This is a genomic window from Gordonia asplenii (assembly GCF_012933505.1).
Lineage (GTDB): Bacteria > Actinomycetota > Actinomycetes > Mycobacteriales > Mycobacteriaceae > Gordonia > Gordonia asplenii.
In genome coordinates this window covers 120,735-144,494 of record NZ_JABBNB010000005.1, presented here as the reverse complement: position 1 = coordinate 144,494, position 23,760 = coordinate 120,735, and the positions used below count along the sequence as shown (strand labels likewise).

Genomic DNA, 23,760 nt, shown 5'->3' with positions numbered 1-23,760 from the left:
CGAATATTTAGGTCGCGTTTCAGGTCACTGGTCACCGGATCGACGCTGTCCGAATGTGACGTCAGCTCACGCCAGACAGCATTCCTATTAGCTTCTTGACGTACTCATGCGGATAGTTTCGAAGAGTGCAGCGAACTCCAACTGGCCTGCGCCCTCGCTTTGCGCCGCTTTCAGGTAGTCGACGAGGCCAGTCATGAGAACATTGCGGCAGCCCGCGGCGCTCAGCGCGCCACGGAGTTGCGTCATCGCTTCTGAGTGCACATCGACTGATGCCTCGCTGCCGGTGTAGTCATGCGATTTCATCTGCGGGATCGAGTACTCGACCGACTCAACCAGCACGGAGACCACATGCGGGAAGACCGACATGAACTCGTCGATGGTCGCGCCGTGTGCGTCGGCGAACGCCGCACCCTCCAAGAAGGCCGCGAAGGCGACCTCGTAGAAGACTCCGACCACACTGAGGTTCAAGACGTTCGCCGTGGATACCTTCGCTCCTACGTGTCGCACAGTTCCAACGCTATTCAGCATCGGTCGGATCCGATCGAATGTTGATCGGTCGCCCGAGCAAATAATCTTGCAGTCAACCGTGCCGACCGATCGCGGATAGGCGAGAATCGCACCGTCGATATAATAAGCACGCCGTTCAGCTAACCACTTGAATTCAGATTCGGCTTTGTGAGGAGTACCGGTGGCAAACTGCACTATGGTCTTTCCCGCCAACGCATTGATCACTTCGTCGGTTGCCAGAACTCGCGCCGTAATAGAGTAATCAAGTAGGCAGAGTAGGATTACCTCCGATCGTTGCACCGCGTCACGAAGTGAATTCGCCAAGCGGGCGCCTTCATCAACAAGTGGCGCGCAGCGCTCTTCACTTCGATTCCAAACTGTCACCGAGTGACCTGCCGCAAGTAGTGACCTCACCACCGCGGCGCCGATGTTGCCCACACCGATGACAGATATATCAGTGACATTACCCGAAGTGTCGCCATTCATTTCGCGAGCCCTCGTCACAGTTCGACTGTTGGAACAACGGCTGTCGCACCATTATTCGATGATCGCGTGTAGCGTTCGTAGCTTCCTTTTCTCAGCGGGATAGCAATGATTCGCATGGCTGTGTAGTAGACGAGAGCCGATAAGACCACCGTTGGAATTGAGACACCGACGTACCGAAACTGAGCTCTTGCATCAAGAGTGATTGGATCGAATAGCCACAAATACAGACCGACGCTAAGCGCTGTGACCGCGACGGCAACGAGGTTGAAGCCACCCCAGAACCAGTACTTTCCCCCTGGACCACGTACGAATAGACTTCGTGCGTCGACCTGCTGGCGACGCAAGACAAAGTAGTCAACGAGAGTAATTCCGGTGATACCTGCGAACATGAGACCGTTGTATGTCAGCCACTTGACAACGTTGGCCATGACCCAGTCGGAATAGAACGATGAGATCATCGGAGGCACCAACAGAATTGCTACAACAACGGCCCACGGCAACCGAGTGAACACTCGTATCTGCTGTATCGCGATACCTGCGAGATAGATCATGATCACCATAGTGGGGATATTGGCGGCGATCAGAAAGGCGACCATCAGGGTGCCGAAGACGTTGCCACCGAGGGTTACCATCCAAACCGTCGGGTCGTAGGTACCTGCCTTAACGGCGGCTACCGCCGCAATCGCGGACAGGAACGCCGCCCCGAAGATGCCGCAGCCGACGACCGACGGGCCGACCACATGGTTCTGTCGCTGTACCAATCGTGTAAGGCCTCCCATCGCCGGCCACCACGTGAACGCGCCGGAAAGTCCGAACTCGAACGCAAGCATCACCGCTTTCAACCGATCGCTCGTATACGCGTCAGCAGCAGGAATATTCGCATTGAATAGATCGCTGAACGGAAACTTGAGCAATAGGATGACGATCATCACGCCGGCGAGCACGAGATGTCCAGGTGCGATGTAGTTGGAGATTCGCTCGAACAACCAAGGACCACGTACGACGATGACCCAGGTAGCTAGAACTGCGGCGACGCCTACGATAATGAGCAGGAGCTTTGATGCAGACTCAGTGTGTTGAATGTTTGTCGCGACATTACCTACGCCTTGTGCGGTTAGCGCAACCAACACACAGGTCCAGCCGACGAGAGTCAGGATCAGTCCGACAAGTGGAATAACCATCCCCCGCGAACCGAACGATGTCTTCACAGCGTCGATGGTATCGACGCCGTACCGTACTGAGGGCATGCCAGACGACAGTGCGACGGCGACCATTCCTACTACTTGCCCGGCGAAGAATGCGAGCACACCGACTTTGGTGTTACCCACGTACGGCAATGCGCTGCCGATGATGTATGCCCAGGTCGCGGCGCCAAAGGCGGTGCAGGTCCACATGAATGTGGAGTAGCTGGTGTATATTCGCTCGTTGTGCAACACCGGCAGCCGTGCGGTAAGTGCGCGTTCCGTTACGATTTGCTGTGTTGCTGATTGCCTTGCCATTCTGGTTCTGCTTCCGTTGAAGTGATATGAATTCTAGTGCCAAGCGATAATGGTGATGACCCACGTGAGAATGCCGACGCCCAGCCAGAACGCCGAACTGTAAACGACCCGATCGCCGAGTTGATATGATTCGGACTCACGGTACTCTGGAGACTCCAATGCTGCGAGTCGCGCGTCGAGCTCACTGTTGATTGTGTCAGTTTCGGCGCCGTTGTCGAAGTCTTCTATTGCGGACATGATCTGATCCTCCATTGTGCAAGTCTGTGCGTTTGGTTTCAGTTATGGCGGCCAGGCCAGAATGACGGTCAGTCCAGGTTGATCCAGACGCACTTCGTTTCGGTGTAGTCATCGAGGGCATTGCTGCCGAGTTCTCTCCCGTAGCCGCTCATCTTGTATCCGCCGAAGGGTGCCGCAGGGTCGGCGGCCGCATAGCAATTGACCCATACGGTTCCCGCCTTCACTGCTGCAGCGATCCGGTGAGCTCGCGTGACATCGGAAGTCCATATCCCAGCACCGAGGCCAAACAGAGTATCGTTGGCTTTGCCGACGAGCTCCTCCTCCGATTTGAACGGCATGACGGCGACCACAGGTCCGAAGATTTCTTCCTGTACAACCTTCATGTCGTTCGTGGTGTCGGTCAGAATTGCCGGCGCGATAAAGTTGCCGTTGGCTCGTGCCTCGTCAACCAGGCGGTGCCCGCCTGTCTCCAGGGTGGCACCTTCCCGCTGGGCGAGCTCGACATACCCGAGTACGCGCTGAAGCTGGTCGGGCGAGACGAGGGGCCCAAGGTCTGTGCCGGGATCAAGGCCCGGCCCGACTTTCAGCTTCTCGGTCTCGCTGACAAGGCTTGCAACGAAGTCGTCATACTTGCTTGCTTCTACAAAGATTCTCGAGCCAGCGGTACACTCTTGTCCGGAGTTGTAGTTGATCGCCCAGCTCGCCCCTTCCACTGCTCCCTCAGGCGCGTCGCCAAACACAATGTTTGGCGATTTACCACCGAGTTCGAGCGAAACGCGCTTGAGATTCCCCGCTGAGGCTTCAACTATCTTCTGGCCAACCGCTGTCGAACCGGTGAACGACACCTTGTCCACGCCGGAATGTCTGGCGAGCACTGCCCCACAGGTTTCGCCGTGACCGTTGAGGACATTGACGACGCCAGGGGGGAAGCCAGTATCCCGAATCAGTTCGGCCAGTCGAAGGATAGACACAGGGGTCTCCTCTGCCGGCTTGACTATCATCACGTTGCCGCAGGCCAGCGCTGGCGCCAGTTTCATTGCCGCCTCAACCAGCGGGTAGTTCCACGGAATGATACCCGCGCAGACGCCGACCGGCTCGTTTCGGGTGTAACAATGAAAGTTTCCAGATGAGACCGGGATCGTGTGGCCTACATGTTTGGTCGTCCAGCCAGCGTAGTAGCGAAACAGGGATGCAGCGAGTGGCAAGTCATCACGCCGCGAGGCGCTCAGTGGCTTACCATTGTCGAGAGTTTCAAGCTCGGCGAGTTCTTCCGCATGTTCTTCGATGGCGGCCGCCAGGTCATAAAGAAGGCGCCCACGGCTGTCAGGGGTTATCCGCGACCAGTGACCGTCGAACGCTTCACGTGCTGACGCGACCGCGATGTCGACATCGTCGGCTCCGGCAGCGGAGACTTTCGCAATCTTCTCTCCGGTTGCGGGGTTGAACGATTCGATCGTCTCACCGCTGACGGCTTCGACGTACTTATTACTTATCCAAAGTCCCTTTTCGCTGTCGCGCAAGAACGTTTCTGCAGCGCGGGGAGTTTCAAACAATGTATTCGGCATGACATCTTTCTGTGTGGTCGATGAGATCGGTGCACGGCGGAATTTCTACTACCGCGCACTTGACGTGTGCGGTCAATGCACTTCAGTCGAATTCAGTCGCAACGCACTTTGCAAGCACGTCACCAAGTGGTTCCGGTCTATCTCGTCGACCGACTCTGGGCAGATGACGACCTCCCCTCGGGCCAGCGTGTGATGACGCACTATAATCGGTGGCTCACAACGAGACAGGAGCGTGGCGATCGTTCGGGCTCCTTCGTTACTAGTGGTCAAGACCAGACGCGGATAGTAGGAGGACGACCGATCCACTACACCGGCACCGATTGCGCCTCGCAATTTCAACAGCCACTCGACATAATCTGCGCAAATCCGGTCATGGTCGGTATTTGCAAACTGTTCGAGTGCAGCAACGAGTCCAAAGATCTGCTCCTTACCAACCTTCATCACTCGACCGATTCCGTGGTGCGGGGGCAATTCGCCATAGCGTTGGGTCCACGCTGCAGGGTCGACATACATGTCGAGAGCTTGCATTCGGACGGATTCGATCAGATGCTTGCGTCCGGCGAGAATCCCTGATGTCTGGGGGCCGCCAAGAGCCTTGCCACCGCTGAATGCGACGAGGTCCGCACCTTCAGCGATAAACCGCGTCAAATTGGCAACGGGAGGTAACGCATCAGCGGCGTCAACAATCACTGGTAGATCGTGCGCATGTGCCAGTTCACAAATTCGCTTGAGCGAGATTCCACTCTTCTCGGCATGTGCAGAGTACGCGACAGCGGCAGTTTCTGCCCCAATTGCAGCTTCCAGTTCCCACTCGTAGGTGCCGCCGATCCCATCAGAGTCCGGGTATCCGATCTCCCGGATGCTCGCGCCAGCCAGAAGGAAGACACGATCGTAGCTTTGCCGGTGGCTGCGCTGAATGATGATCTCGCGAGCGGCGCCACCTGCGTTGGGCAATGTTGAGGTCAGTACTGGATCCGTACCCGCGATACATGCGGCTGCGGCCAGACTCAATCCAGCCCCGGCACCACACGAGACCCATCCCGCTTCGGCTCCGGTGTGGCGCGCGATGATCTCGCCTGCCCATTCCTGCAGGTCAAGCACCGGCCATTGAGATTCCAGAGCCAGTGACATCGCAGCTCGAACATCAGGTGAGACCGGCCCACCACCCAAGACAGTCGCATACCCGACCGCCGACACCACACGCCCTGGGGGTGAACTCGCGGCGGCTGCCAAGCCTTCCGCAAGGGGTCCACCGTCGTAGCCGGCATCTAGACCGGTAGATCTCACAGTTTCCATATCCAATATATCGCACACTTGGCCGCTCCGCGCAAGATGCATCGCGGCTTTTTCGAGGATGCGAGCCGACCCTGGCGACAAGACCGCAACATCGCTGAGCAACGGCTCGCTGGACTCGGGTTCTGACGCCCCCAAAACTATCTCGCCCCAGTCGAGCCCCGGTCGCACCAAGACCTTTCGCATTCCGGCGACATGAGATATATTGCGTATCGCACCAGCCCAAGTGCTCAGTGAGCGCTGCTGGGGGATCCTCAACTCGGAAGGTGGAGACATGGGACGCTTCGACGGCAAAGTGTTGTTTGTGTCAGGTGCGGCGCGTGGCCAGGGGCGCGCGCACGCTGTTCGCTTCGCACAGGAAGGCGCCGACGTAATCGCGGTCGATGCTTGCACAAACCACGCGGGTCTCGAATACGCGATGGCCACGGACGACGACCTGGCAGAAACAGTCCGCCTCGTCGAAGCGGCGGGCGGACGGATCGTGGCACGCAAGGCGGACGTGCGATCACAGGAACAACTCGACGCTGCTGTCGCCGAGGGACTATCCGAGTTCGGCCGAATTGATGTCGTCCTGGCGAATGCCGGCGTCTTCACGATGGCAGAGTCCAGTTGGCAGCTGACTGAGGACCAATGGAAGACGACCCTCGACATCGATCTGAGCGGAGTATGGCGCACGTGTAAGGCCGCCATACCATCGATGATTGAAGGCAAACGAGGCGGAGCAATCGTTCTCACCGCGACGTCGAACGGCTACCGCGCCGAGCAAGGTCACGGCGCGTACAACGCGGCTAAGCTCGGCGTCGTCGCACTCATGCGCGCTTTCGCCGGCGAACTCGGACAGTACGACATCAGAGTCAACACAGTCCATCCCTCGATCGTCCGGACCAACATGATGTGGAATGACATGCTCGTCCCCCTCTTGTGCCCTGGAGAGACAACCGCAACGATCTCGCAGGACGAGTACTACGACTCGCTCCGGTCCCTCCATCTGTTGCCCCACGGCTCGGTAGAACCGACCGATATCAGCGAAGTAATGCTCTTCCTCGCCTCCGACGCCGGCCGATTCATCACTGCGAGCGAATTCTTCGTCGACGAAGGATATATCCGCAAAGTGGGATAGCCCGTGGCCTGAAGTCCGGCGATTCCCCACGACTGCCAAGCGCCCGGCGACCGCCACACAGCTATTGGGCGTGTCCATGGCACACCGCCTGATCGCTGCAATTCTCTCATCTCGACCTGTGGCTATTGGCCAGTCCTATTCTGCTGGGTCACCCTCATTGGGCCAACAATTCGCCCTCGGATAAACCCGGCGCCTGGAAACGCGGAGTGGATGAGGACATCGGTCATTTGAAGCGACAAGATCGGCGCGTTCAAACTGGTTGCCGCTGCTGCCAGGGCCGAGCGAGCAGTGCCTCGCCGTCTCACGCGACCTACAACCCCAGCTCCTTGGCGATGATCGTCTTCATCACCTCGGTGGTGCCGCCGAAGATGCGGCTCACGCGCGTGTTGGCGTAGAGGCGAGCGATCGGATACTCGAGCATGTAGCCGTAGCCGCCGTGCAACTGCAGGCATTTGTCGATGATCTGACCGGCCGTCTCGGTGGCGAACAGTTTGATGCGCGCGGCGTCGGCTGCGGTCAACTCGCCGGAGTCGTCGAGTTCGATGCCCTTGTCGACGAGCGCCTGAATCGCGTCGGCCTGTGCGGCGCACTCGGCGAGCACGAACTTCGTGTTCTGGAATGCCGCGACCGGCTTTTCGAAGACGAGTCGTTCCTGCACATAGTCTTTCGCGAATCCGATCGCCGCCCAGGCGCTGGCGGCGGCGGCATTGCCGATCGAGAGGCGTTCGCGCGGCAGGTTCTGGCCGAGGTAGAAGAATCCCTGATCCTGTTCTCCCAGCAGGTTTTCCGCCGGAACCAGCACGTCGGTGAACGACAGTTCGTTGGTATCGCTGGCCTTCAGGCCGATCTTCTCCAGCTTGCGCCCGTATCCGAAGCCGGGCGAATCCGTCGGCACCACAAGCAAACTCAGCCCCAGCCGGCGGTTGGTCTCCGACGGCGGCGACGTCCGCGCGACGACGACGCACAGCTCGGAGTTGAGCGCCCCGGTGATGAAGGTCTTCGATCCGTTGAGCACATAGTGGGTGCCGTCTTCGGTGAGCTTGGCCGTGGTCTTGATGCCGGCGAGATCGCTGCCGGTGCCCGGCTCGGTCATCGCGATGGCCAGGCAGATGTCGCCGGAGGCGATGCCCGGGAGCCAACGCCGACGCTGTTCGTCGTTGGCCAGCTTGAGCAGGTACGGCGTGACGATGCCGGTGGTGACGCTGTAGTGGCCGAACGACACCGCGGCCTTGGCGGCCTCCTCGTCCATGATCGCCTGGAATTTGTAGCTGGTCTCGCCCGCTCCGCCGTATTCCTCGGGAATGTCGAAGCCCATCACGCCGAGGTCGCCCATCTTCTTGAGCAGCTCGCGCGGTACGCGCCCCTCGTGCTCCCACTCCGCGTAGAACGGGCTGATCTCCTTGGCGATGAACGCGGCGATCGTCTGCCGGAACGCTTCGTGCTCGGCCGAGTAGATGGTGCGCTGCATGCGATGCCTCAATCCCTGGATCTAGGTTATTTGAAATTCACTTTGCGTCGAATATCCACAGTTGTCAAGCAGTTCTATGCGTATAGTTCTGGTGATGCGACCCTCTCCACGTCGCCGCCCCGCGGACCGCCGACAGCAGATCGTGGCGGCCGCGTCCACGCTGTTCGCCACCCGCGGTTTCGCCCAGGTCGCCATCGCCGACATCGCCTCCGACGTCGCCATCGCGCCCAGCGCGCTCTACCGGCACTTCCCCACCAAACAGGCACTGTTGCGCGAGGTCGTCGGTCAGGCGATCGCGGGAGTCGGCACCGTCACCGCCGCCCCCGACCTCGACACCGCGATCAGCCGCGGCGCGCACGGTGCCGCCACCGCACGGTATGCGGCGGTGCTCTGGCAGCGCGAAGCACGCAACCTCGGCGCGGCCGACCGCGCACTCCTGCGCGCCGACCTGCTCGGCGCGACCGCCGACCTCGCCACGCTCGTCAGCACCACCCGCCCCGCGATCGCCCACGACGACGCCACACTCCTCGCCTGGGCCACGCTCGCCGTGTTCGGCAGTACCGGCATGCACCGAGCGTCGTTGCCGCGCAACGACTTCGTCGCCCAGCTCGAATCCAGCGCACACCTCGTCTGCGGCGTCGAACTCGCGCCGACCGCGTCGTCGCGCACCACCGTCGCCCCGCCGCTCGCCGACGCCGCGCTGCACTCCACCCGCGAAGCGCTTCTCGCACAAGCGATTCGACTCTTCTCGGCGCATGGCTACGCCGCGGTGAGCACCAAGGACATCGGGGCGGCGGCGGGAACGTCGGGGCCGAACATCTACAAGCATTTCCCCAGCAAGGCCGACATCCTCGGCGCCATCGCGATCCGCGCCGGCGAGGCCCGGCGCCGCGGCGTCGTCGAAGCGCTCGGCGGCGTCGACGATCCGGCGGCTCGCCTGACCCGACTTCTCCACGCGCACATCGCATTCGCCGTCGAGCAGCGTGACCTGATGAGTGTGCTCACCGGTGAGCTGCACCAATTGCCCGAACCGCAACGTCGGGCCGCGCGGCAGGGCCAGCGCGACTACCTCAAACTCTGGGTCGCCACCCTGCTCGACGTCCGCACCGACCTCGACGCCGCGCACGCCCGGATCATCGCACCGGCAGCGCTGGCCGTCGCCGACGACGCCTCGCGCACCGGCCAGGTCGCCGCACGACCCGACCTGGCCGATCGGCTGGCCGAGATCAGCGGCGCGGTGTTGGGCATCACCCCGCGTGACTGAGACACGCGGAACCGGCAAACTGGCGCACCGGAGCGCGCCGGGCGGACTACTCTGTGATGCCGTGCCCGATGCCAACGCACCGTTTCTACTGTTGTCGATCCGCGCCGAACACGATGCGGCCGCCGAGGAGTACGACGCGGTCATGCGCTTCGGCGGTCTCGACGAATCACGTTTGCGCCGAATCGTTCTCACGCGTCAACCACTCGGCCGGATCGACCTCGACGACTGGTCGGGCATCGTGCTCGGCGGCGGTCCGTTCAACGTCAGCGATCCCAGCGACTCGAAGTCGCAGACGCAGAAACGTACCGAAGCCGAGCTCTTCGACCTCCTGACGCGCGTCGTCGCTGAGGACTTCCCGTTCCTCGGCTGCTGTTACGGCGTCGGGACACTCGGCGCCGTGATCGGTGCGACGGTCGACCGCACCCACAGCGAACCGGTCGGCGGTCTGACGGTCACACTGACCGCGGACGGGACCGCGGACCCGATCTTCGCGCCGCTGCCCGCGACATTCGACGCCTACGGCGGTCACAAGGAGGCGGCCAGCGTGTTGCCCGCGCAGGCTGTCACGCTGGCGTCGTCGGCGGCATGCCCGATCCAGGCATTTCGAGTGGGCGCCAACGTATATGCGACGCAGTTCCACGCCGAACTCGACCTCGACGGTCTGTGCACCCGGATCGACGCGTATCGCAATCACGGATACTTCGCCCCCGAGACCGCCGATCAACTGAAGGCCGACGCCCGCCACTACGACGTCACCCACACCGGCGCAATCCTGCGCCGGTTCGTCGAGCGGTACTCGCGGTGACACCCGTTCCGAAGTCGGCACGATAGCAGGTCAGTAAGGGCAGATTGCCCTCGGCGGGACAACTACGTACTGATTTCGTAGGCGCCCGACCACGCAAGTCCAGGTCGGAGCAAGCCAGTAGCGAAACCAGTTTCCCCCACGACATGATGGGCGGCAGAATCTCACCAGGGCGGTGACATCGAGAACGAACAAAGCTCGGGGACTCCGTCGATCGGATCCCCGAGCTTGTGTCAGAGCCCCCTGTCAGGATTGAACTGACGACCGCTCGCTTACAAAGGACTCAGTCTGCCTGGCGTTTCCCTGGCCGGTGAGTAGGTACATCGGCTCATAGCCCAGCCAGTCGCAGATGGCGAACAACTCATTGATCGTGAACTCTGTGACCCCACGTGTCCGTCGCGACATCGCGGGCTGCCTCATTCCGATCGCGGTCGCGACGGAGGATGCGCTGATCCGATCCTGGGCGAGGAGCCCTCTCAAGCGTCTCGCGGCAGCGTCATTCGGCGTTTCAGTACTTAGTTCGTGCGAAGTTGAAGTAGTCATGTCGCCACACTTTACACGTTTTTCGTGTTGCCGCTAATCGATTGGCGAGTAGAGCAACTGTTGCGCGAACTGGGAAGACACGCCCGAAATGAACGAACTACTTGATTGTTATTCGTTTGTCGACTACCCATGTTCACCATGAATACAGCAGTGGATGACCGACCAACGATCAAGCGGGTGCGCCGCAACGCCCCGCCGCCTGAAATCTTCGCACTGAATGACAACATCCGGGCAGAGCTTGCGCGCCGGAAGATGACACAGGGGGACCTGGCGTCAGGACTCCGTACCACCCAGCAAGCCGTGGCCAGACGACTTAACGGTCAGACGCCTTGGACTGTGGCAGAGCTGGTCCGGGTCGCCCGGATCGTCCACTCCACCCCGGCGCGGCTCCTGGAGGCGACGGCATGACGCTCGCGATTGTCCAGTCTCAGTCGGAGTCGCTGAGCCAGGCCGTGGGGCGTAACGTCCGCGGACTCCTGGGTGAGCAGCGAATCTCTCAAACGGTGTTCGCCCGCATGGTGGACACCAACATTGCTAGCTTGTCCCGCCGCCTCAATGGCCTGTACCCGATCAACTGCGATGAGCTGGAGCAGTACGCCCGGGCTCTGGGCGTGACGGTTGAGCGTCTGATGCAGGGGTCGGCATGGTGACCACAGTCCCAGATGATGGTGATGGGGACGCCACGGGACAGAGCGAAGGTGTGAAGAGTCTCCGCGCTGACCGCGTGTACTTCTCCGCCCCGCGTTTTGATGCACCGCAGTCCAGTCGCGAGCGGCTGGACAGGGAGATTGAGACGTCACTCGCCGTGCTGCGCGAGTTCGATGCGCTCAAGGGCGCGAGCGACGAGGACCAGCAGGTCTCCGATTCCAAGGCCATCCTTCCGGTCGGCAGCCTCCATCGCTTCGGCAACGAACGTCCGGGTTATCTGCGCGCGGGGGTCCAGCGCATTGTTCAGCGACTCAAAAGCCTTCGACATGTGCGTCCTCTCGGTGGTGATTCCAGTGAGTAGCACAGTACCGATGAGCAAGGCACAGAAGCTGCGTGTGTCCGCGCTGGTGGAGCGGATCGAGCGGCAGCAACGCTACGACCGGGTGCACCGCGTCAAGCATGGTGTGCCCACCCCGGAGCAGGCGCGGGCGTTGGCGCGGGTGATGGGGCCCGGACTCAGGAAGATCAGCCGATGACCCAGGAGATGAAGGACCGGCCCCCACTGGAAGAAGGCCGGTCCGAGCAACCGAGAGGACAATCCCAGATGCAAGTGCCAACGATAGCAGCCGACGACGCGGTGGAGCAGATCCCGCGGTCACAGTTGAATGGGTACGTGGTTTCCCGCAGTCCGCGCCTGGTCCTGCCCCAGTGGCTGGGAGAGTGGCCGGGTCTGACGGTCGTGGTGGACTGGGCGCAGTCGCGGCCCGCGATGGAGCAGTGGATCTCCCGGCGGGAGATGGATTGCACCGCGCCGGGTGAGACCACCGCGTGGGAGTTGTGCGTCTGTCACCGGCCGGATCATCCGGAGGAGTGGCCGCATGAGGTGTGGCTCGATGGTGGGCTCAGTGAGCTGCGGCAGGCGCTGACGGCGACGCTGACCGGTCAGATCGAGTGGGACGCGGTGTACGGGCCGAAGCTGCTGTTGAACGGGTGGGCGTGCGTGTACGGGCGGTGGGAGCAGTGACCCTGTCGATCGATGATCTGGAGGCCCTGCTCGACGCGGGGTGGGAGGTGCCGGAGGAGGACCGGTGGCGCAAGCGTCGCCTGACCGATGAGGAGTTCGCGGAGGACTACCAGTGGCTGCGGTCGTCCGGCGTCGACTGCCATCGGATGATCGCCAAGCGGATGGGGGTCGGCTACACGACGCTGATGACGCGGATCGTCCGGCAGCGATTGGACCGGGATGTGCGTGATCAGCTGGAGCAGCTGATCGAGTCCGGCCGGGAGTTCACGTCCTTCGACTTAACGCTGGCTCCGTCGACGGATGCCGCGGGCGGCTACATCCGCGGGGCCATCATGGCCGGTCGGGTGGAGGCATCCGGGCCGGTGGGCATTCAGCGCGTGTTTCGAGGTGTGGCATGACCGCTCGTCAGATGCCCAGCTTCGTCCCGGACCGTGGATCGTTCGTCCGGTGTAAGCGGTGCCACGAGCAGTTCTTCTTCGTGGAGACCGTCAAGAACAAGCGGATGCCCGTGGACGTGGCACCCGCCAGCGATGGGAACTTGATCATCCACAAGCGTGGCCCTGACGAGGAAGGCAACCCGAGGCTGCCATTCGGGTCCGTCGTCAGCGGGCTCCAAGCGGAGGGCATGCGCGAGGCCGGGATCAGGTTGTACGTCAGCCACTTTCGGGACTGCCCCTATGCGGAGGAGTTCCGCAAGAAGGCGCGCTCACGCGGCACGTGGAGGCGCAACCGATGACCGTGTGGGAGCCGCTGCCAGACAGCGCATTCAAGCCGGGCGTGTACGCCGGGGTGACCGACGCCGACTACCACGGGGACCTGGGGTCACTGTCGAGTAGCGGGGCACGCAACCTGCTGCACCCGTCGACGCCAGATGACTACCGGCGGGCCCTGGTGACGCGTGAGGAGAAGAAGGCGCTCGACGTCGGCCACATCATCCACTCCATGATCCTGGGTGTGGGCATGGACGTGCTGGTCGTCGACGCCAAGGACTGGCGCACCGACAAGGCCAAGGCGCTCAAGCAGGAGGCATACGACAGCGGGCGGGTGCCGATGCTCAAGAAGGAGATGGCACCGCGGCAGGCCGCGGCCGACGCGATGCTCACCGACCCCGTCGCCGGGCCCCTCCTCGAGGAAGGTCAGCCGGAGTTGTCGATCTGGTTGGAGGACCCGGAGACCGGTGTGATGTTGCGGGCGCGCCCGGACTGGTCACGCCTGGACACCGATCGCCCGTACATCCTGGATGTCAAGACCACCGACAAGACTGCCCGGCCGTCCGCGTTTGGGGCGCACGCGGCCAAGTACGGCTACCACTGCCAGCAGCCGTTCTACGTGGACGCCATCACCGGCAGCGGGTACCAGGAGCCCACGTTCCTGTTCGCGGTCGTGGAGATCAGCGAGCCGTACCGGGTCAGCGTCAACCAGCTGGACTCCTCAGCGGTGCAGCTGGGGCGCACCCTCAACCGGCACGCCATCGACCGGTACGCGCAGTGCCGGGCCACCAACGAGTGGCCGTCCTGGCAGCCACGCATCCACATGACCGACATCCCCAAGTACAGCTACTACGACGCCGAGAGGGCACTACAGGCATGAACCAAGCAGCCAACAACTACGAGCCGATGCTTCCGGCAGCGCCGCGCGTGGAATCGCAGGCCACCAGCATCGAGCAGTCCCGCGCCGTCGCGGAGGTCCAGGCGATGGTGGTGGTGGCCAAGCAGACACCGCGCATCACAGCGCACGCCGTCGCGATGCTGGATGAGGAGACCGCGATCATGGACGTCGCGGAGCGCGCGTTCTACCGGTACTCCCGTGGCGGGTCCGCGGTGACCGGCCCGTCGATCACGCTGGCCAAGACGCTGGCCCGATGCTGGGGCAACATCACCTACGGGTTGGTGGAGCTGAGGCGCGACGACGTCAAGGGCGAGTCGGAGGTGATGGCCACCGCGTGGGACCTGGAGTCCAACGTGCGTGACAGCACCACGTTCATCGTCAAGCACATCCGGGAACGCAAGGAAGGGTCGGTCAAGCTGACCGACACCCGCGACATCTATGAGCTGATCGCCAACCAGGGTGCCAGGAGGATGCGGGAGATGATCTTGTCCGTCCTGCCGTCCTGGTACGTCGACCGGGCTAAGGCCAACTCCCGCAAGACGCTGGCCGACGGCGGCGGTAAGCCGCTGGCCGAGCGGATCGCCGCGGCCGTCGGGCTGTTCGCCGAACTGGGCGTCAACGTCGAGCAGCTGGAGGCCAGGCAGGGCCGCGGTACTAACGGGTGGACCGGACAAGACCTCGCGATCCTGCGCGTCATCGGGCGGGCCATCGAGAACGGGGAGACCACCGTCGCGGAGGAGTTCCCGTCGCGCGCGGCCAGCGTGGAAGACCTGACCGGCCCGACCCAGCAGGCCGCCAATAACCAGGTCACAGTGCAACAGTCTCCCCGTGAATCAACGGACCCGCCCGAGGATCTGATGGAGAAGCTCAAGGAGTCGCTGAGCGAACCGGCCGAGCCGAAGCCAGCCACTCGCACGCAGCTGGCCAGGGTGCGCGCCGTGATGTCCGACGAGAAGGTACCCGCCGACGAGCAGGCCAATTGGCTTGGCGCGCAGGTCAACCGGGGCATCGAGAAGATCACAGACCTCACGCACGACGAGGCCGACACGATCGTGTCGGAGTTCACGAGGGAAGGCAAGTAGATGGCAGAAGTCAAGAACCACAACGGAACTGGAGGCACCAGTGAGGGCATGTACCTGCACCAGTTCAGCGGCAAACCCACCACGCAATACGAGTTTCTCGGCGACCCGCGCGATCACCGCGGCGACGTGTACACCCTCGTGGTGCGGGTAGAGCTGACCAAGGTGACCAGCGACCACATCAAGGACGGCGACCGGGAAATCATCGGGTTCAAGGTGATCGACTCCAAGCCTCCCCAGCTGGTCCAGGCCGCGTCGGAGCGCGACGTCGATCCGAATCAGATCCCGATGGATGAGGCGATGGGCGACTACGACCCGGACGCTGATGCCTGACCGGCTGGCTGGGCGCGCGTCCTGCGCGCCCAGCCGGGCCGGTGGCCGGTCATGAGCTTCGACTGGGGCGAGTACGACGAGTGGAAAGACGACGCCCCACGCACCCACGCACAGGCCCTGGACGCGCTGGGGTTTGAGCCCCGCTCCTCCCCGATCCGGCCACCCTCCACACCCCTGCCATACGACCCCGCGGACGACCCGTGGATTGAACTGCCAGAAGGGAGACCCCGTGTCAGGTAACGGCGCAGGTTACAAGGCCGTTGCCTGGGCCTGGTCCGTCGACACCGAGACCCCTGCCCAGAAGTTGGTTCTGGTCAATCTCGCTGGGCGCGTTGACCAGTCGTACTCATGCTTCCCGAGCGTGCGGCTGATCATGGCGGAGACCGGGCTGAGCAGGTCGCGGGTGTGGGGAGTCATCGCAGAGCTGGAGTCGATGGACCTCGTGATGGTCGCCAGCAGGACACGACCGAATGGATCTCATCGCTCCAATCGCTACTACCTCAACCACCCAGACGCACTCCACGTTCAGGGGATCGTCGACGACGACATGGACCCGAGCCAACAGGAGGAGCTGGAGCGGGCCAGCCTGCGGGCGGTCAAACGCCAGAGTGGTGTCCAACCACTGGACCCCAGTGGGGTCCTGTCACTGGACACCTAAGGGGTCCTGTCACTGGACACCTTGAACCTTCACTAATAACCACCCAGCTACGAACCGAGTTGTTACGTGAGCAGGGGACGTTACGTCGCGCGCGAGCAACCGACCGCAGCAGATTTTCAATCGAGAGGAGAAGCGGATGGGTAAGTCCGCGGAGTGGCACGCGATCCGCGCGGAGGCCAACACCGTGGTGTGCCCGGACTGCCACATGCCGCCGGGCACGGTGTGCCGCAACCAGTGGACGGGGCAGCCGACCACGCATCTGCCGGCGCATGCGTCGCGGATCGTGTTCGCGCGGAAACCGATGCCACAGTCAGATGGTGACCCGATAGTTGACTTGGACGCTCAAGCGTCGGAACCCGGATAGCGATTGCTGGCCTCAGGAGGTGCCGTGCGCGGACTTTCGCGGCCCCGACGAACAAATACCCCAACCCGAGAACAACGAGCCGCAAATCGCGGACACGAGAGGACGACCATGACCAGCCCCACCCCGACCGTGAAACACATCCCGGATCACGCGATCCGATGCCCACGTTGCCCCGCGTGGTGGACCGGACGCGCGGCATGCCACTGCTCCGGCTGCCACGAGACATTCACGTCCGTCAGCGGGTTCGATGCCCACCGTCGAGGCTCCGCGTGCAAGACCCCGCAGGAAACCGGACTGGTCCGCGCCGACCGCGATTGGCCCGGCTGGCAGCACCCCGGCAACAACCCGATCTACTCGGCAGGAGAAGACCAGTGACCAACCCCTACCCCATCCATGATGCGGCCCACGCCACCGTGGGCTCCTGGTGGAAGCACCCCACCGACAGGTGCGTGTGGGTGCTCACCAACGACACCGCCGATGACCGCCCGTGGCGGTCGATCAACGCCATCAGCGGCGGGCCCTCCGACTGGCATACGCAAGCCGCGGCCGAAGCCGCCGGGCTGATCCCCATGAGCGTCCACGAGCGTGAGGCCGACACCGGCGACGTCGTGTTGCTCCAGCTGACCGCGGACATGCTGGAGGCGCTGGGCATCGCAGACGACGTCGACTACGACGCGATCATCGCCCGCATCCGCGCCCGCGTCGAGCAGGTCACGCGCGACAACGACCCTGTCCGGCAGCTGGCCAAGAAGGTCGCCGCGGACATACGCGCCAACCAGTCCGGGGCCAGCTGGGAGGACGTCGCGTACGCCGCGATCCTGGCAGCCGAGGCAGGTGCCTGATGAGCGACGCACTCCGCCGTTGGGCCGAGAAGCTGGAGGCCTGGTACGTCGCCTTCATGGATCTGCTGGTCACCGCACCTGCGGCACCCGACTACCCCGTCCTGGATGACCAGCAGTTGCGGCTCCGGGCAATGGAACTGGCCGTCCAATGGACCACGAGAACCCCGGCGATGACCACCTCGTCGTTGGCCGTCATCGCGGACGACATCGCGCGGTACATCCGTACCGGATCGGGGGCTACCTGGTGAATGGTCACGAGCACTACCGGCAAGCTGAACGCCTCCTGGCCAAGGCCCGCTACTGGGACGACGACGTCACCGAATGCGAGAACCGTGAACTGCGCGCACTCGCCGCGATCCACGCCACCCTGGCGCTGGCTGCGGCGACCGCGCTGGGCGCGCTGACCCGCCAGGCAATCGAACGGCCGATCGGCGTGTCCGACACCGAGACGCAGGACGCCCTCAACGACTGGCACGCCACCATCACCATCGCGGCCGAGAGTGAGGCCACCGAATGATCGTCGCGGCAATCGATCCCAGCCTGACGTCCACGGGCGTCGCCATCATCCGCAGCCAGGGCACCGGCAAACCCACCGTCGAGCTCCACTCCGTGCGCACTGCCGGCCACAAGGGTGACGGCTACGACGCCTCCTGCCTGCGGATCACCACGATCCGCGACAAGGTGATGCGGCTGATCCCGCGTGACGCGGACCTGGTGTTGATGGAGGGCCCGGCGTTCATGTCCAACACCGGCAAGGTGCTGGAGCGGAACTGGTTGTGGGGCAAGCTGTATGACGCGCTCGTCGCCTGCCAGCTCCCCAAGGTGATCATCGTGCCGGTCAAGGTCAAGCAGTTCGCGGCGGGGAAGGGCAACGCGGACAAGATCGCGGTGGCGATGGCGGTGGCCAAGATGTGGCCTGGCGTCGACGTGGCCTCCGATGATGAGGCGGACGCGTTGGCGATGGCCACGATGGGGTGGGTCCATCTGGGTGGCACGGTGTGGTTCAACGTGCTGGAGCGTCACCGTGAGGTGCTGGCCAAGGTGGTGTGGCCATGAGTGATCCAGCCGTCGAAGCGGCACAACGGGCGTGGGCAGGAATTGTTGGCTCGGACACGCAGGCCGCAGAGCTTCTTGCATCATCACCGGACAGCCAGATCGCGTTCCTGGTGAAGGCAGCCGCCCGCGAGGCTCTCGCGCCGATCCGGGCACTGCATCACCGTCTGGCCCAGTACCCAGGTGACGACGTGTGTTCCTCGTGTTACACCCGGATCGGGTTTCTTGCCACGTGGCCTTGCGACACAGCGAAACTCGTCTACCCGAGCGAGGAGCTGTGAACGAGACGGCCTCGCGCGAGATCGTGCGCGCGCGATCGGGTGGCCGATGCGAAATCTGTAGGGCAGCAGGACCGCTCGAATACTCACACCGCATCGGCCGCGGGCAGGGCGGGGCATGGCGACCCAGCAATTCGTTGTCGCTGTGCCGCCTCTGCCACATGGGCCTCCACGCCAACCCGCTCGACGCTATCCGCTTGGGGCGCATGGCTCCTGGCGCTGGCATCCACGCCGACACCGAACAGGTGCCGGTCTACATCACGCCTTGGTGCGGTGAGGGCTGGTACCTGCTCACCGACGAAGGCCTGTACGTATTCACCGAGAGGACAACACCATGACCATGCCTGACAACGGATTCGAAGACTGGCCGGACTGGACAGAACCGGCTACCGACGCGCCGACACCACCCCAGCCGACGACGGTCACCGAACTACGTAGGGCCCACCAGTACGTCACCTTCAGCGGTGGCGACGGGTACAGCGAGCCGCGTGAGGAGTCCATCGGTTGTTCCTGTGGCGTCACGTACGCATTGCACATCCAGCACGCTGGCTGCACCTGCTACGAGGATGGCGGGTACGACCAGTTTGACAACGCGCCCCAGACCCACGCGGAGCATGTTCTGGCGATGGGGATTTGGGCGCGACTGATCCGCTCCCATGGGAGCCTGCGATGAGCGTGATCGACGCGAAGGACGCACGCAACGATGCCGTGTACCTGGTGCATTGCCCGGTTGGGAAGGTCGCGGCACGACGGTACGACGACGGCAACTACCCGTCGTGGAGGGTGCTGGATCTGGCCGGGCAGTGGTTCGACGACGAGGAGGTCACCGTCATCGCCCGGCTGGTGCGCGAGGACGGAGACGGCAAAGCGATGAGCGTCAGCGACACTGCCGCCGGATACGTGGCCATCGCCAGGTCCTCGCTGTTGGGCTGGAAGGTAGAGGCCGACGCGGACGGCAACCCGGTCGTCACCATCGAGCTACCCGGCTGGCCGGACGACACCGAGCTACGCGCCTGGGCGGAATGGTTCACCGCCGCAACGGACTACTGGCAGCAGAACGCAGCGATGTGGCAGGAAACAGCCGCCTGGTGGGAGGACGCCTCCGACCAGTACCTGACCAGCATCTACAAGGCTGCCGGGCTGACGCGCGGCCCCCTCGACTTGGACGCGTACACCACTGTGCGGCACGCGATTGGGCGCCGGACAGCGGCGGTGACCGCACTCCTCGAGGAGGCTCACCGGCTGCACCTGTCCTACGACGTGACGATGACCGGCCCGGAGGTGGCCGCCCTGATCCGCACCCACCTGGAAGGCGACAACGAATGAAACGCGGCGACATCAAGCCCGGCGACGTGGTTCGCTACACGCCCAGCCGAGACCATTGCCGGGAAGGGATGGCGTGGGCGATACGCCCACGCGGCCGACAGGTCCTGGTCGACACCTACTGGAACGTGGGCGTGGACAGCCACGTGCTGACCGACGAGGAGATCGCCACCGCCGAGGTGGTGTTCAACACCAACGACTTCCACGAGCTACCCCGGTACGACCGCGGGACACCGGATCAGTGGAAGCGGTACGCCCCGAAGGATCGGGAAACGATCAGCGCCCAGCGTGGCCTCCAGCACCGCTACTTCGTGCGCAAGGGTGCCAGTGAGGACTGGGACACCATCGTGGCCAACGCGCGCGACTACGCGGATGAATGCGCCGCTGACGCGGAGGCCGCGGTCCGACGCGGCAAGCTCGCGTTAGACGAGTTGGAGCGTGTTCTGGCGCAACGTCAGGAGGCCACCGGTGAGTGAGTACCAGGACGATTGCCCGTTCTGCGAGTACGCGAAGCTGAGGCCTCCACGAGCAGCACACGAGCGTCCCTACACTGTCGCGCACTGCGACGTGGGGCCGACGTCGCGCCGCGTGTTCTACCACCGCATGAGCCCGGTGATGTGGTTCGAGCCTCTCAACCCGGTGATACCGGGGCACATGCTGTTCGTGCCGACCTATCACGCCGAGCACCGTAGCCCAGAGGCGGCGGCAGCCGCGTTCCGCTGCGCTTACGGGTACGCGACGGACGGCCGGGATACGCCGTTCAACCTGATCCTGTCGTCGGGATCGGCTGCCACGCAGACGATCCCGCATGTCCACGTCCACTACCTGCCGCGCCACGAGGGCGATCGCCTGTTGTTGCCGTGGTCTGCCCGGGACGCCAACGCGTCGATGACCGTTGAGGAACGCGCGGAGTCCTATCGACGGCGGGCGATCGCTGCTAGAGCGGTGGGCGACCTCAAGATGGAGCGCCGCTGGCTGGACATGCTCGCCAGACTGGAGAGCGAGGCGTGATGCTGACCGAGAAGCAGCGCTGGCTGCTCGCTGGTGTCGGCGGCTGGATGGTCGCGGACTGCCTGACCGATCCCGACGCTGGCATCCCACGATTGATGGCGTCAAGCTTCGGGTCCAGCAACGGACGCCTCACTGACGACTACCCGGAATGGCTGGAATCCGGGGTCAGCTGCGGTCGAGGCCGCATCGTCTCCCCGTGGTTCTGGCGTGACGAGTCGAGCAGCGACCACCCACACGCCATGATCAGGAAGGCAGAGCTGCGCCGGTACGCGCTGTCCCTGACCACCGAGACGCGGGACCAGCTGCGTGAGGCTCACCGAGCCAACACGCGGGAAGCCGTCTACTGGTCCACCAGCTGCCAGTGCCCACGCGGCATCGAGTGGCACGCCGCCCAGACCAGCCCCCTGTATCGCGACATGTGGCATCCCACCGAGCAGCAGGTGACCGATCACTACGCGCGGGCACGCCAGGTGCAGGACAACCTCCAGCAGCTGGTGCTGGAGGCGTGCGGATTCCAGCCGGTCAGCGTCGGCCAGCTGTCCCTGTTCTAGCCAGACGACGAGCGGCCCCCACACTGTGGGGGCCGTTCGTGTTGCGTCACAGGTACTTGTGGAGGTCGACGGGCGCTGACGGGATGTCGGCGTGCGGGGCGTGCCGCCTGTGTGAGTCGATGAGCACGCGCACGTAGGCGAGCAGTGACCACTTCTCCCGCTTCTCCGCGGTCAACTCGCCGTTGAGTTTGCGGACCTCACGGCGCAGCTCATCGAAGTCAGCCTTGAGCTCGTCGTACATCGAGTTCAGGCGGGCGATCTCCTCCTGTGATACCCGATACGAGCGGGCGGCCGGTTCCCTTGCCTGCCACCACCGTCCCAGTGCGCCAAGGAAACCCGGGAGCCGCGACGCTGCCTTGGTACACAGCAGCGCGATGGTGGTGGGCCCGCCGATCAGCCAGATCAGCAGCCACACCAGCGGCGGAATCCCCGCGGGAGCGTTACTTGGATCCACGGGTACCTCCACCCTTGCGGACGACGTACCCGAACGCGGTCATCCACGAAGCCAGCCCGAACGCCAGATACAACCAGGGGCCCCGGAATCCGCCCTGCCAGTCGATGGTCTCCGCGCCGATCCCCACAGCCAGGGTGATGAGCACAGCCCCAGCAACATGGAGTGCGCCGATGGTGACCAGCCGCCACCGCATCCCGAACCCCACGAAGATGGCAGATCCGGACACGATGAGCAGCCACCCCCACACATCCAGCGGCATCGCCTTCTCCACCTGAGTCAGGGTGCTGCCTGACTCGCCCATCAGGTAGTCCACGCCCAGCAGGACGGGGGTGGTGGGGATCAGCGCCATCACAGCCATGCGCCACGGCAGCGGCAGCAGCGGCACCCAGCCGCCGCGGCGGATCGGCCACCGCATCACAGCCTCCGATGCCGGCCGGTGTACTCCTCGATTTCCTTGATCTGCCGCTCCGTCACACCGTTCGGGGTCAGGCGCACACCGACGACACCCAGGACCTGGATCGCTGCGGCGACCCCGGCGATGATCGTCGGGTCGACGTCGACACCCAGGGACACGAGCACCCAGACGACGTTGACGCCGAGGGTCAGGATCGAGGTGACGGTGTTCGCCGACTTGCGGTACCAGGGCTGGGTGGCCAGCTTCTCCCGAAGGATCGCCGCCAGATCGAACTGCGGGCCGCTCATCTACTTGCCTCCCGTCAGGAGCTCGACGACCTGGCTGGGATGCCAGATGGCGGTGCCGTGCTCGAAGGCCTGCTGTCGGCCGCCGTCATAGAACTGCTCATCGCCCAGCGGCCACCCCAGCGGGCCGTGCTCGTACTTCTCGGAGGCATAGCGTTGGAGGATGCGGCCGGTCAGGATGCCGCCCGCGGTGCCGTTCTTGCGGTAGATCGCGCCGCCCTGGAATGCCTGGATCGCCCCCGCCGCGTCGGTGTAATGCCGCACGGTGGGGTAGCCCAGCGGGCCCTTCTCGTACCCGACGCGCTTCCACACCTCCATCACCGCGGTGGGGACGGCGATCGCCCGCATCCCCTGCGGTGCACCGGTATTGACGTGGGGGTGCCAGTAGACGACACCACCCTCACAGCGCACCATCCGGCCCTGCCCGTCGGGCAGCGTCACCTCCGCGGCATCCAGGCGTCGACCGATCCACGCCGCGGCGCGCTTGAGTTCCTGGTCGATTTCGTTGACCACCACCGCGGGCTGGAGCACCGCGTCCAGGTACCAGAAGTCGTGGAACAGCGGATCAGACCAACTCCGGGCGAGGTCATAGAGGCGCACACCGTCACCCATCGACTCCCAGTCCACGCCGCGCGCGGACTGGACGACGGGCCCACCCGGCCGGTCCATCGTCATCAGCGTGCACGCGGTATGGCTGTACTCCCCGCCGCCGCCGTGCATCAGGCCGACGAGCATGACCGGCTTGATGGGGATGGCGCTGAGCCCGCCACGCGGGAAGCGTTTGAAGCCAAGGCGATACACGATGTCGTAGTCCAGCCGGAACGACTCGGTGCTGCCGTAGCGGTTGCCGTCCCAGTCGGTTCGGCCGCCGTACCACGCGCCCGACTGGAGGACCAGCGCCGAGCAGTCACACGACACCTTGGGGTCACGCCGGAACGCGCCGCCGTAGGCGTAGGGCAGGCCGTTGCGTGCTCGCGCCCGATCGTGGACCTCTTGTGCGCGCTCGATGCTGACGGTCATTGTCATGGCTGGGGCCTCCCGGGGTCGTCGA

The 23,760-nt window shown here is 63.8% G+C and carries 38 protein-coding genes; 27 read left to right on the top strand and 11 right to left on the bottom strand.

Annotated elements, in window-relative coordinates; all coding sequences use genetic code 11:
• Positions 1 to 87: 87 nt before the first annotated feature.
• The 5 genes from HH308_RS06565 to HH308_RS06545 all read right to left on the bottom strand — a co-directional run bounded on the left by HH308_RS06565 (position 88) and on the right by HH308_RS06545 (position 5,425).
• Positions 88 to 993 carry an NAD(P)-dependent oxidoreductase gene (locus tag HH308_RS06565; RefSeq protein ID WP_170193380.1) on the bottom strand — a complete coding sequence of 302 codons (906 nt, stop codon included), beginning with the start codon at positions 991 to 993 and terminating at the stop codon, positions 88 to 90.
• A gap of 14 nt (positions 994 to 1,007) precedes the next feature.
• On the bottom strand, positions 1,008 to 2,492 hold the full coding sequence (locus tag HH308_RS06560; protein ID WP_170193379.1) for a cytosine permease: 1,485 nt from the start codon (positions 2,490 to 2,492) through the stop codon (positions 1,008 to 1,010).
• Positions 2,493 to 2,525: 33 nt separating this feature from the next.
• Positions 2,526 to 2,729 (bottom strand): hypothetical protein, encoded by a 204-nt coding sequence (locus tag HH308_RS06555; RefSeq protein WP_170193378.1) that lies wholly within the window; start codon positions 2,727 to 2,729, stop codon positions 2,526 to 2,528.
• Between the two features lie 68 nt (positions 2,730 to 2,797).
• The gene (locus tag HH308_RS06550) at positions 2,798 to 4,294 is read right to left on the bottom strand and encodes an aldehyde dehydrogenase family protein (protein ID WP_170193377.1); all 1,497 of its coding nucleotides are present in this window, start codon (positions 4,292 to 4,294) and stop codon (positions 2,798 to 2,800) included.
• Positions 4,295 to 4,366: 72 nt separating this feature from the next.
• A complete protein-coding gene (locus HH308_RS06545) occupies positions 4,367 to 5,425 on the bottom strand; it encodes an aminotransferase class V-fold PLP-dependent enzyme (RefSeq protein ID WP_170193376.1) in 1,059 nt (352 codons plus the stop codon).
• A 436-nt stretch (positions 5,426 to 5,861) separates the two neighbouring features.
• Between HH308_RS06545 and HH308_RS06540 the strand changes: the two genes are divergently transcribed.
• Positions 5,862 to 6,707 (top strand): mycofactocin-coupled SDR family oxidoreductase, encoded by an 846-nt coding sequence (locus HH308_RS06540; protein ID WP_170193375.1) that lies wholly within the window; start codon positions 5,862 to 5,864, stop codon positions 6,705 to 6,707.
• A gap of 310 nt (positions 6,708 to 7,017) precedes the next feature.
• Here HH308_RS06540 and HH308_RS06535 read toward each other — a convergent pair whose 3' ends face one another.
• Entirely contained in the window at positions 7,018 to 8,175 is a 1,158-nt protein-coding gene (locus HH308_RS06535; protein WP_170193374.1) for an acyl-CoA dehydrogenase family protein, read from the bottom strand.
• Positions 8,176 to 8,269: 94 nt separating this feature from the next.
• Here HH308_RS06535 and HH308_RS06530 point away from each other — a divergent pair, with 94 nt between their 5' ends.
• On the top strand, positions 8,270 to 9,439 hold the full coding sequence (locus tag HH308_RS06530; protein WP_170193373.1) for a TetR/AcrR family transcriptional regulator: 1,170 nt from the start codon (positions 8,270 to 8,272) through the stop codon (positions 9,437 to 9,439).
• A 61-nt stretch (positions 9,440 to 9,500) separates the two neighbouring features.
• On the top strand, positions 9,501 to 10,244 hold the full coding sequence (locus tag HH308_RS06525) for a glutamine amidotransferase (RefSeq protein ID WP_170193372.1): 744 nt from the start codon (positions 9,501 to 9,503) through the stop codon (positions 10,242 to 10,244).
• 243 nt (positions 10,245 to 10,487) lie between these two features.
• Here the strand turns inward: HH308_RS06525 and HH308_RS06520 are convergent, their stop codons facing one another.
• Positions 10,488 to 10,784, bottom strand: a complete 297-nt coding sequence (locus HH308_RS06520) for a helix-turn-helix domain-containing protein (protein ID WP_170193371.1) — start codon at positions 10,782 to 10,784, stop codon at positions 10,488 to 10,490.
• A 129-nt stretch (positions 10,785 to 10,913) separates the two neighbouring features.
• Between HH308_RS06520 and HH308_RS30665 the strand changes: the two genes are divergently transcribed.
• From HH308_RS30665 to HH308_RS06405, 24 genes are all read left to right on the top strand, one after another.
• Positions 10,914 to 11,192, top strand: coding sequence for a helix-turn-helix domain-containing protein (locus HH308_RS30665; protein ID WP_376767181.1), 279 nt, complete (start codon positions 10,914 to 10,916; stop codon positions 11,190 to 11,192).
• Positions 11,189 to 11,434: a helix-turn-helix domain-containing protein gene (locus tag HH308_RS06510; protein ID WP_170193369.1), complete on the top strand. Its 246-nt coding sequence runs from the start codon at positions 11,189 to 11,191 to the stop codon at positions 11,432 to 11,434. Before HH308_RS30665 ends, HH308_RS06510 begins: the two co-directional genes overlap by 4 nt.
• Positions 11,428 to 11,793, top strand: a complete 366-nt coding sequence (locus HH308_RS06505; protein WP_170193368.1) for a hypothetical protein — start codon at positions 11,428 to 11,430, stop codon at positions 11,791 to 11,793. The genes HH308_RS06510 and HH308_RS06505 overlap by 7 nt, the downstream gene beginning before the upstream one ends.
• Positions 11,786 to 11,968, top strand: a complete 183-nt coding sequence (locus HH308_RS06500; RefSeq protein ID WP_170193367.1) for a hypothetical protein — start codon at positions 11,786 to 11,788, stop codon at positions 11,966 to 11,968. Before HH308_RS06505 ends, HH308_RS06500 begins: the two co-directional genes overlap by 8 nt.
• 68 nt (positions 11,969 to 12,036) lie before the next feature.
• Positions 12,037 to 12,456 carry a hypothetical protein gene (locus HH308_RS06495; protein ID WP_170193366.1) on the top strand — a complete coding sequence of 140 codons (420 nt, stop codon included), beginning with the start codon at positions 12,037 to 12,039 and terminating at the stop codon, positions 12,454 to 12,456.
• Positions 12,453 to 12,854 (top strand): hypothetical protein, encoded by a 402-nt coding sequence (locus tag HH308_RS06490; protein ID WP_170193365.1) that lies wholly within the window; start codon positions 12,453 to 12,455, stop codon positions 12,852 to 12,854. The genes HH308_RS06495 and HH308_RS06490 overlap by 4 nt, the downstream gene beginning before the upstream one ends.
• Complete coding sequence (locus HH308_RS06485; protein WP_170193364.1) at positions 12,851 to 13,192, top strand: hypothetical protein; 342 nt, start codon at positions 12,851 to 12,853, stop codon at positions 13,190 to 13,192. Before HH308_RS06490 ends, HH308_RS06485 begins: the two co-directional genes overlap by 4 nt.
• Positions 13,189 to 14,046, top strand: a complete 858-nt coding sequence (locus tag HH308_RS06480; protein WP_170193363.1) for a PD-(D/E)XK nuclease-like domain-containing protein — start codon at positions 13,189 to 13,191, stop codon at positions 14,044 to 14,046. The genes HH308_RS06485 and HH308_RS06480 overlap by 4 nt, the downstream gene beginning before the upstream one ends.
• On the top strand, positions 14,043 to 15,146 hold the full coding sequence (locus HH308_RS06475) for a hypothetical protein (RefSeq protein WP_211188225.1): 1,104 nt from the start codon (positions 14,043 to 14,045) through the stop codon (positions 15,144 to 15,146). Before HH308_RS06480 ends, HH308_RS06475 begins: the two co-directional genes overlap by 4 nt.
• On the top strand, positions 15,147 to 15,476 hold the full coding sequence (locus tag HH308_RS06470; protein WP_170193362.1) for a DUF7171 family protein: 330 nt from the start codon (positions 15,147 to 15,149) through the stop codon (positions 15,474 to 15,476). It begins immediately after the preceding gene.
• Between the two features lie 229 nt (positions 15,477 to 15,705).
• On the top strand, positions 15,706 to 16,134 hold the full coding sequence (locus tag HH308_RS06465; protein WP_170193361.1) for a helix-turn-helix domain-containing protein: 429 nt from the start codon (positions 15,706 to 15,708) through the stop codon (positions 16,132 to 16,134).
• 136 nt (positions 16,135 to 16,270) lie between these two features.
• Complete coding sequence (locus tag HH308_RS06460) at positions 16,271 to 16,498, top strand: zinc finger domain-containing protein (protein WP_170193360.1); 228 nt, start codon at positions 16,271 to 16,273, stop codon at positions 16,496 to 16,498.
• Positions 16,499 to 16,606: 108 nt separating this feature from the next.
• The gene (locus HH308_RS06455; RefSeq protein WP_170193359.1) at positions 16,607 to 16,873 is read left to right on the top strand and encodes an FDXHR family putative zinc-binding protein; all 267 of its coding nucleotides are present in this window, start codon (positions 16,607 to 16,609) and stop codon (positions 16,871 to 16,873) included.
• Positions 16,870 to 17,340 carry a hypothetical protein gene (locus HH308_RS06450; RefSeq protein WP_170193358.1) on the top strand — a complete coding sequence of 157 codons (471 nt, stop codon included), beginning with the start codon at positions 16,870 to 16,872 and terminating at the stop codon, positions 17,338 to 17,340. Before HH308_RS06455 ends, HH308_RS06450 begins: the two co-directional genes overlap by 4 nt.
• Positions 17,340 to 17,588, top strand: coding sequence for a hypothetical protein (locus HH308_RS06445; protein ID WP_170193357.1), 249 nt, complete (start codon positions 17,340 to 17,342; stop codon positions 17,586 to 17,588). Before HH308_RS06450 ends, HH308_RS06445 begins: the two co-directional genes overlap by 1 nt.
• Complete coding sequence (locus HH308_RS06440) at positions 17,585 to 17,857, top strand: hypothetical protein (protein ID WP_170193356.1); 273 nt, start codon at positions 17,585 to 17,587, stop codon at positions 17,855 to 17,857. The genes HH308_RS06445 and HH308_RS06440 overlap by 4 nt, the downstream gene beginning before the upstream one ends.
• Positions 17,854 to 18,396: a crossover junction endodeoxyribonuclease RuvC gene (locus HH308_RS06435; RefSeq protein ID WP_170193355.1), complete on the top strand. Its 543-nt coding sequence runs from the start codon at positions 17,854 to 17,856 to the stop codon at positions 18,394 to 18,396. The genes HH308_RS06440 and HH308_RS06435 overlap by 4 nt, the downstream gene beginning before the upstream one ends.
• Positions 18,393 to 18,674 (top strand): hypothetical protein, encoded by a 282-nt coding sequence (locus tag HH308_RS06430; RefSeq protein ID WP_170193354.1) that lies wholly within the window; start codon positions 18,393 to 18,395, stop codon positions 18,672 to 18,674. The genes HH308_RS06435 and HH308_RS06430 overlap by 4 nt, the downstream gene beginning before the upstream one ends.
• A gap of 203 nt (positions 18,675 to 18,877) precedes the next feature.
• A complete protein-coding gene (locus tag HH308_RS30125; RefSeq protein WP_281362937.1) occupies positions 18,878 to 19,009 on the top strand; it encodes a hypothetical protein in 132 nt (43 codons plus the stop codon).
• Entirely contained in the window at positions 19,006 to 19,344 is a 339-nt protein-coding gene (locus tag HH308_RS06425) for a hypothetical protein (RefSeq protein ID WP_170193353.1), read from the top strand. Before HH308_RS30125 ends, HH308_RS06425 begins: the two co-directional genes overlap by 4 nt.
• Positions 19,341 to 19,997 carry a hypothetical protein gene (locus HH308_RS06420; RefSeq protein ID WP_170193352.1) on the top strand — a complete coding sequence of 219 codons (657 nt, stop codon included), beginning with the start codon at positions 19,341 to 19,343 and terminating at the stop codon, positions 19,995 to 19,997. The genes HH308_RS06425 and HH308_RS06420 overlap by 4 nt, the downstream gene beginning before the upstream one ends.
• Positions 19,994 to 20,470, top strand: a complete 477-nt coding sequence (locus HH308_RS06415; protein ID WP_170193351.1) for a hypothetical protein — start codon at positions 19,994 to 19,996, stop codon at positions 20,468 to 20,470. The genes HH308_RS06420 and HH308_RS06415 overlap by 4 nt, the downstream gene beginning before the upstream one ends.
• Positions 20,463 to 21,005: an HIT family protein gene (locus HH308_RS06410; protein WP_170193350.1), complete on the top strand. Its 543-nt coding sequence runs from the start codon at positions 20,463 to 20,465 to the stop codon at positions 21,003 to 21,005. Before HH308_RS06415 ends, HH308_RS06410 begins: the two co-directional genes overlap by 8 nt.
• Entirely contained in the window at positions 21,005 to 21,556 is a 552-nt protein-coding gene (locus HH308_RS06405; RefSeq protein WP_170193349.1) for a hypothetical protein, read from the top strand. Before HH308_RS06410 ends, HH308_RS06405 begins: the two co-directional genes overlap by 1 nt.
• A gap of 46 nt (positions 21,557 to 21,602) precedes the next feature.
• Here HH308_RS06405 and HH308_RS06400 read toward each other — a convergent pair whose 3' ends face one another.
• Genes HH308_RS06400 through HH308_RS06385 form a run of 4 tightly spaced genes read right to left on the bottom strand, consistent with a single transcriptional unit; the run spans position 21,603 to position 23,735 of the window.
• Positions 21,603 to 22,010, bottom strand: a complete 408-nt coding sequence (locus HH308_RS06400) for a PspA/IM30 family protein (RefSeq protein ID WP_170193348.1) — start codon at positions 22,008 to 22,010, stop codon at positions 21,603 to 21,605.
• A complete protein-coding gene (locus HH308_RS06395) occupies positions 21,997 to 22,425 on the bottom strand; it encodes a hypothetical protein (RefSeq protein WP_170193347.1) in 429 nt (142 codons plus the stop codon). Before HH308_RS06395 ends, HH308_RS06400 begins: the two co-directional genes overlap by 14 nt.
• Positions 22,425 to 22,712, bottom strand: a complete 288-nt coding sequence (locus HH308_RS06390) for a hypothetical protein (protein ID WP_170193346.1) — start codon at positions 22,710 to 22,712, stop codon at positions 22,425 to 22,427. Before HH308_RS06390 ends, HH308_RS06395 begins: the two co-directional genes overlap by 1 nt.
• A complete protein-coding gene (locus HH308_RS06385; RefSeq protein WP_170193345.1) occupies positions 22,713 to 23,735 on the bottom strand; it encodes an LGFP repeat-containing protein in 1,023 nt (340 codons plus the stop codon). It lies immediately after the preceding gene.
• Positions 23,736 to 23,760: the final 25 nt, after the last annotated feature.

Bases quoted from the DNA above. Each gene is read 5' to 3' on its own strand.
- HH308_RS06565 (WP_170193380.1), bottom strand. From the start codon at position 993: ATGAATGGCGACACTTCGGGTAATGTCACTGATATATCTGTCATCGGT.
- HH308_RS06560 (WP_170193379.1), bottom strand. From the start codon at position 2,492: ATGGCAAGGCAATCAGCAACACAGCAAATCGTAACGGAACGCGCACTT.
- HH308_RS06555 (WP_170193378.1), bottom strand. From the start codon at position 2,729: ATGTCCGCAATAGAAGACTTCGACAACGGCGCCGAAACTGACACAATC.
- HH308_RS06550 (WP_170193377.1), bottom strand. From the start codon at position 4,294: ATGCCGAATACATTGTTTGAAACTCCCCGCGCTGCAGAAACGTTCTTG.
- HH308_RS06545 (WP_170193376.1), bottom strand. From the start codon at position 5,425: ATGTCACTGGCTCTGGAATCTCAATGGCCGGTGCTTGACCTGCAGGAA.
- HH308_RS06540 (WP_170193375.1), top strand. From the start codon at position 5,862: ATGGGACGCTTCGACGGCAAAGTGTTGTTTGTGTCAGGTGCGGCGCGT.
- HH308_RS06535 (WP_170193374.1), bottom strand. From the start codon at position 8,175: ATGCAGCGCACCATCTACTCGGCCGAGCACGAAGCGTTCCGGCAGACG.
- HH308_RS06530 (WP_170193373.1), top strand. From the start codon at position 8,270: ATGCGACCCTCTCCACGTCGCCGCCCCGCGGACCGCCGACAGCAGATC.
- HH308_RS06520 (WP_170193371.1), bottom strand. From the start codon at position 10,784: ATGACTACTTCAACTTCGCACGAACTAAGTACTGAAACGCCGAATGAC.
- HH308_RS30665 (WP_376767181.1), top strand. From the start codon at position 10,914: ATGTTCACCATGAATACAGCAGTGGATGACCGACCAACGATCAAGCGG.
- HH308_RS06510 (WP_170193369.1), top strand. From the start codon at position 11,189: ATGACGCTCGCGATTGTCCAGTCTCAGTCGGAGTCGCTGAGCCAGGCC.
- HH308_RS06505 (WP_170193368.1), top strand. From the start codon at position 11,428: ATGGTGACCACAGTCCCAGATGATGGTGATGGGGACGCCACGGGACAG.
- HH308_RS06495 (WP_170193366.1), top strand. From the start codon at position 12,037: ATGCAAGTGCCAACGATAGCAGCCGACGACGCGGTGGAGCAGATCCCG.
- HH308_RS06485 (WP_170193364.1), top strand. From the start codon at position 12,851: ATGACCGCTCGTCAGATGCCCAGCTTCGTCCCGGACCGTGGATCGTTC.
- HH308_RS06480 (WP_170193363.1), top strand. From the start codon at position 13,189: ATGACCGTGTGGGAGCCGCTGCCAGACAGCGCATTCAAGCCGGGCGTG.
- HH308_RS06475 (WP_211188225.1), top strand. From the start codon at position 14,043: ATGAACCAAGCAGCCAACAACTACGAGCCGATGCTTCCGGCAGCGCCG.
- HH308_RS06470 (WP_170193362.1), top strand. From the start codon at position 15,147: ATGGCAGAAGTCAAGAACCACAACGGAACTGGAGGCACCAGTGAGGGC.
- HH308_RS06460 (WP_170193360.1), top strand. From the start codon at position 16,271: ATGGGTAAGTCCGCGGAGTGGCACGCGATCCGCGCGGAGGCCAACACC.
- HH308_RS06455 (WP_170193359.1), top strand. From the start codon at position 16,607: ATGACCAGCCCCACCCCGACCGTGAAACACATCCCGGATCACGCGATC.
- HH308_RS06445 (WP_170193357.1), top strand. From the start codon at position 17,340: ATGAGCGACGCACTCCGCCGTTGGGCCGAGAAGCTGGAGGCCTGGTAC.
- HH308_RS06435 (WP_170193355.1), top strand. From the start codon at position 17,854: ATGATCGTCGCGGCAATCGATCCCAGCCTGACGTCCACGGGCGTCGCC.
- HH308_RS06430 (WP_170193354.1), top strand. From the start codon at position 18,393: ATGAGTGATCCAGCCGTCGAAGCGGCACAACGGGCGTGGGCAGGAATT.
- HH308_RS30125 (WP_281362937.1), top strand. From the start codon at position 18,878: ATGGCTCCTGGCGCTGGCATCCACGCCGACACCGAACAGGTGCCGGTC.
- HH308_RS06425 (WP_170193353.1), top strand. From the start codon at position 19,006: ATGACCATGCCTGACAACGGATTCGAAGACTGGCCGGACTGGACAGAA.
- HH308_RS06420 (WP_170193352.1), top strand. From the start codon at position 19,341: ATGAGCGTGATCGACGCGAAGGACGCACGCAACGATGCCGTGTACCTG.
- HH308_RS06415 (WP_170193351.1), top strand. From the start codon at position 19,994: ATGAAACGCGGCGACATCAAGCCCGGCGACGTGGTTCGCTACACGCCC.
- HH308_RS06405 (WP_170193349.1), top strand. From the start codon at position 21,005: ATGCTGACCGAGAAGCAGCGCTGGCTGCTCGCTGGTGTCGGCGGCTGG.
- HH308_RS06395 (WP_170193347.1), bottom strand. From the start codon at position 22,425: ATGCGGTGGCCGATCCGCCGCGGCGGCTGGGTGCCGCTGCTGCCGCTG.
- HH308_RS06390 (WP_170193346.1), bottom strand. From the start codon at position 22,712: ATGAGCGGCCCGCAGTTCGATCTGGCGGCGATCCTTCGGGAGAAGCTG.
- HH308_RS06385 (WP_170193345.1), bottom strand. From the start codon at position 23,735: ATGACAATGACCGTCAGCATCGAGCGCGCACAAGAGGTCCACGATCGG.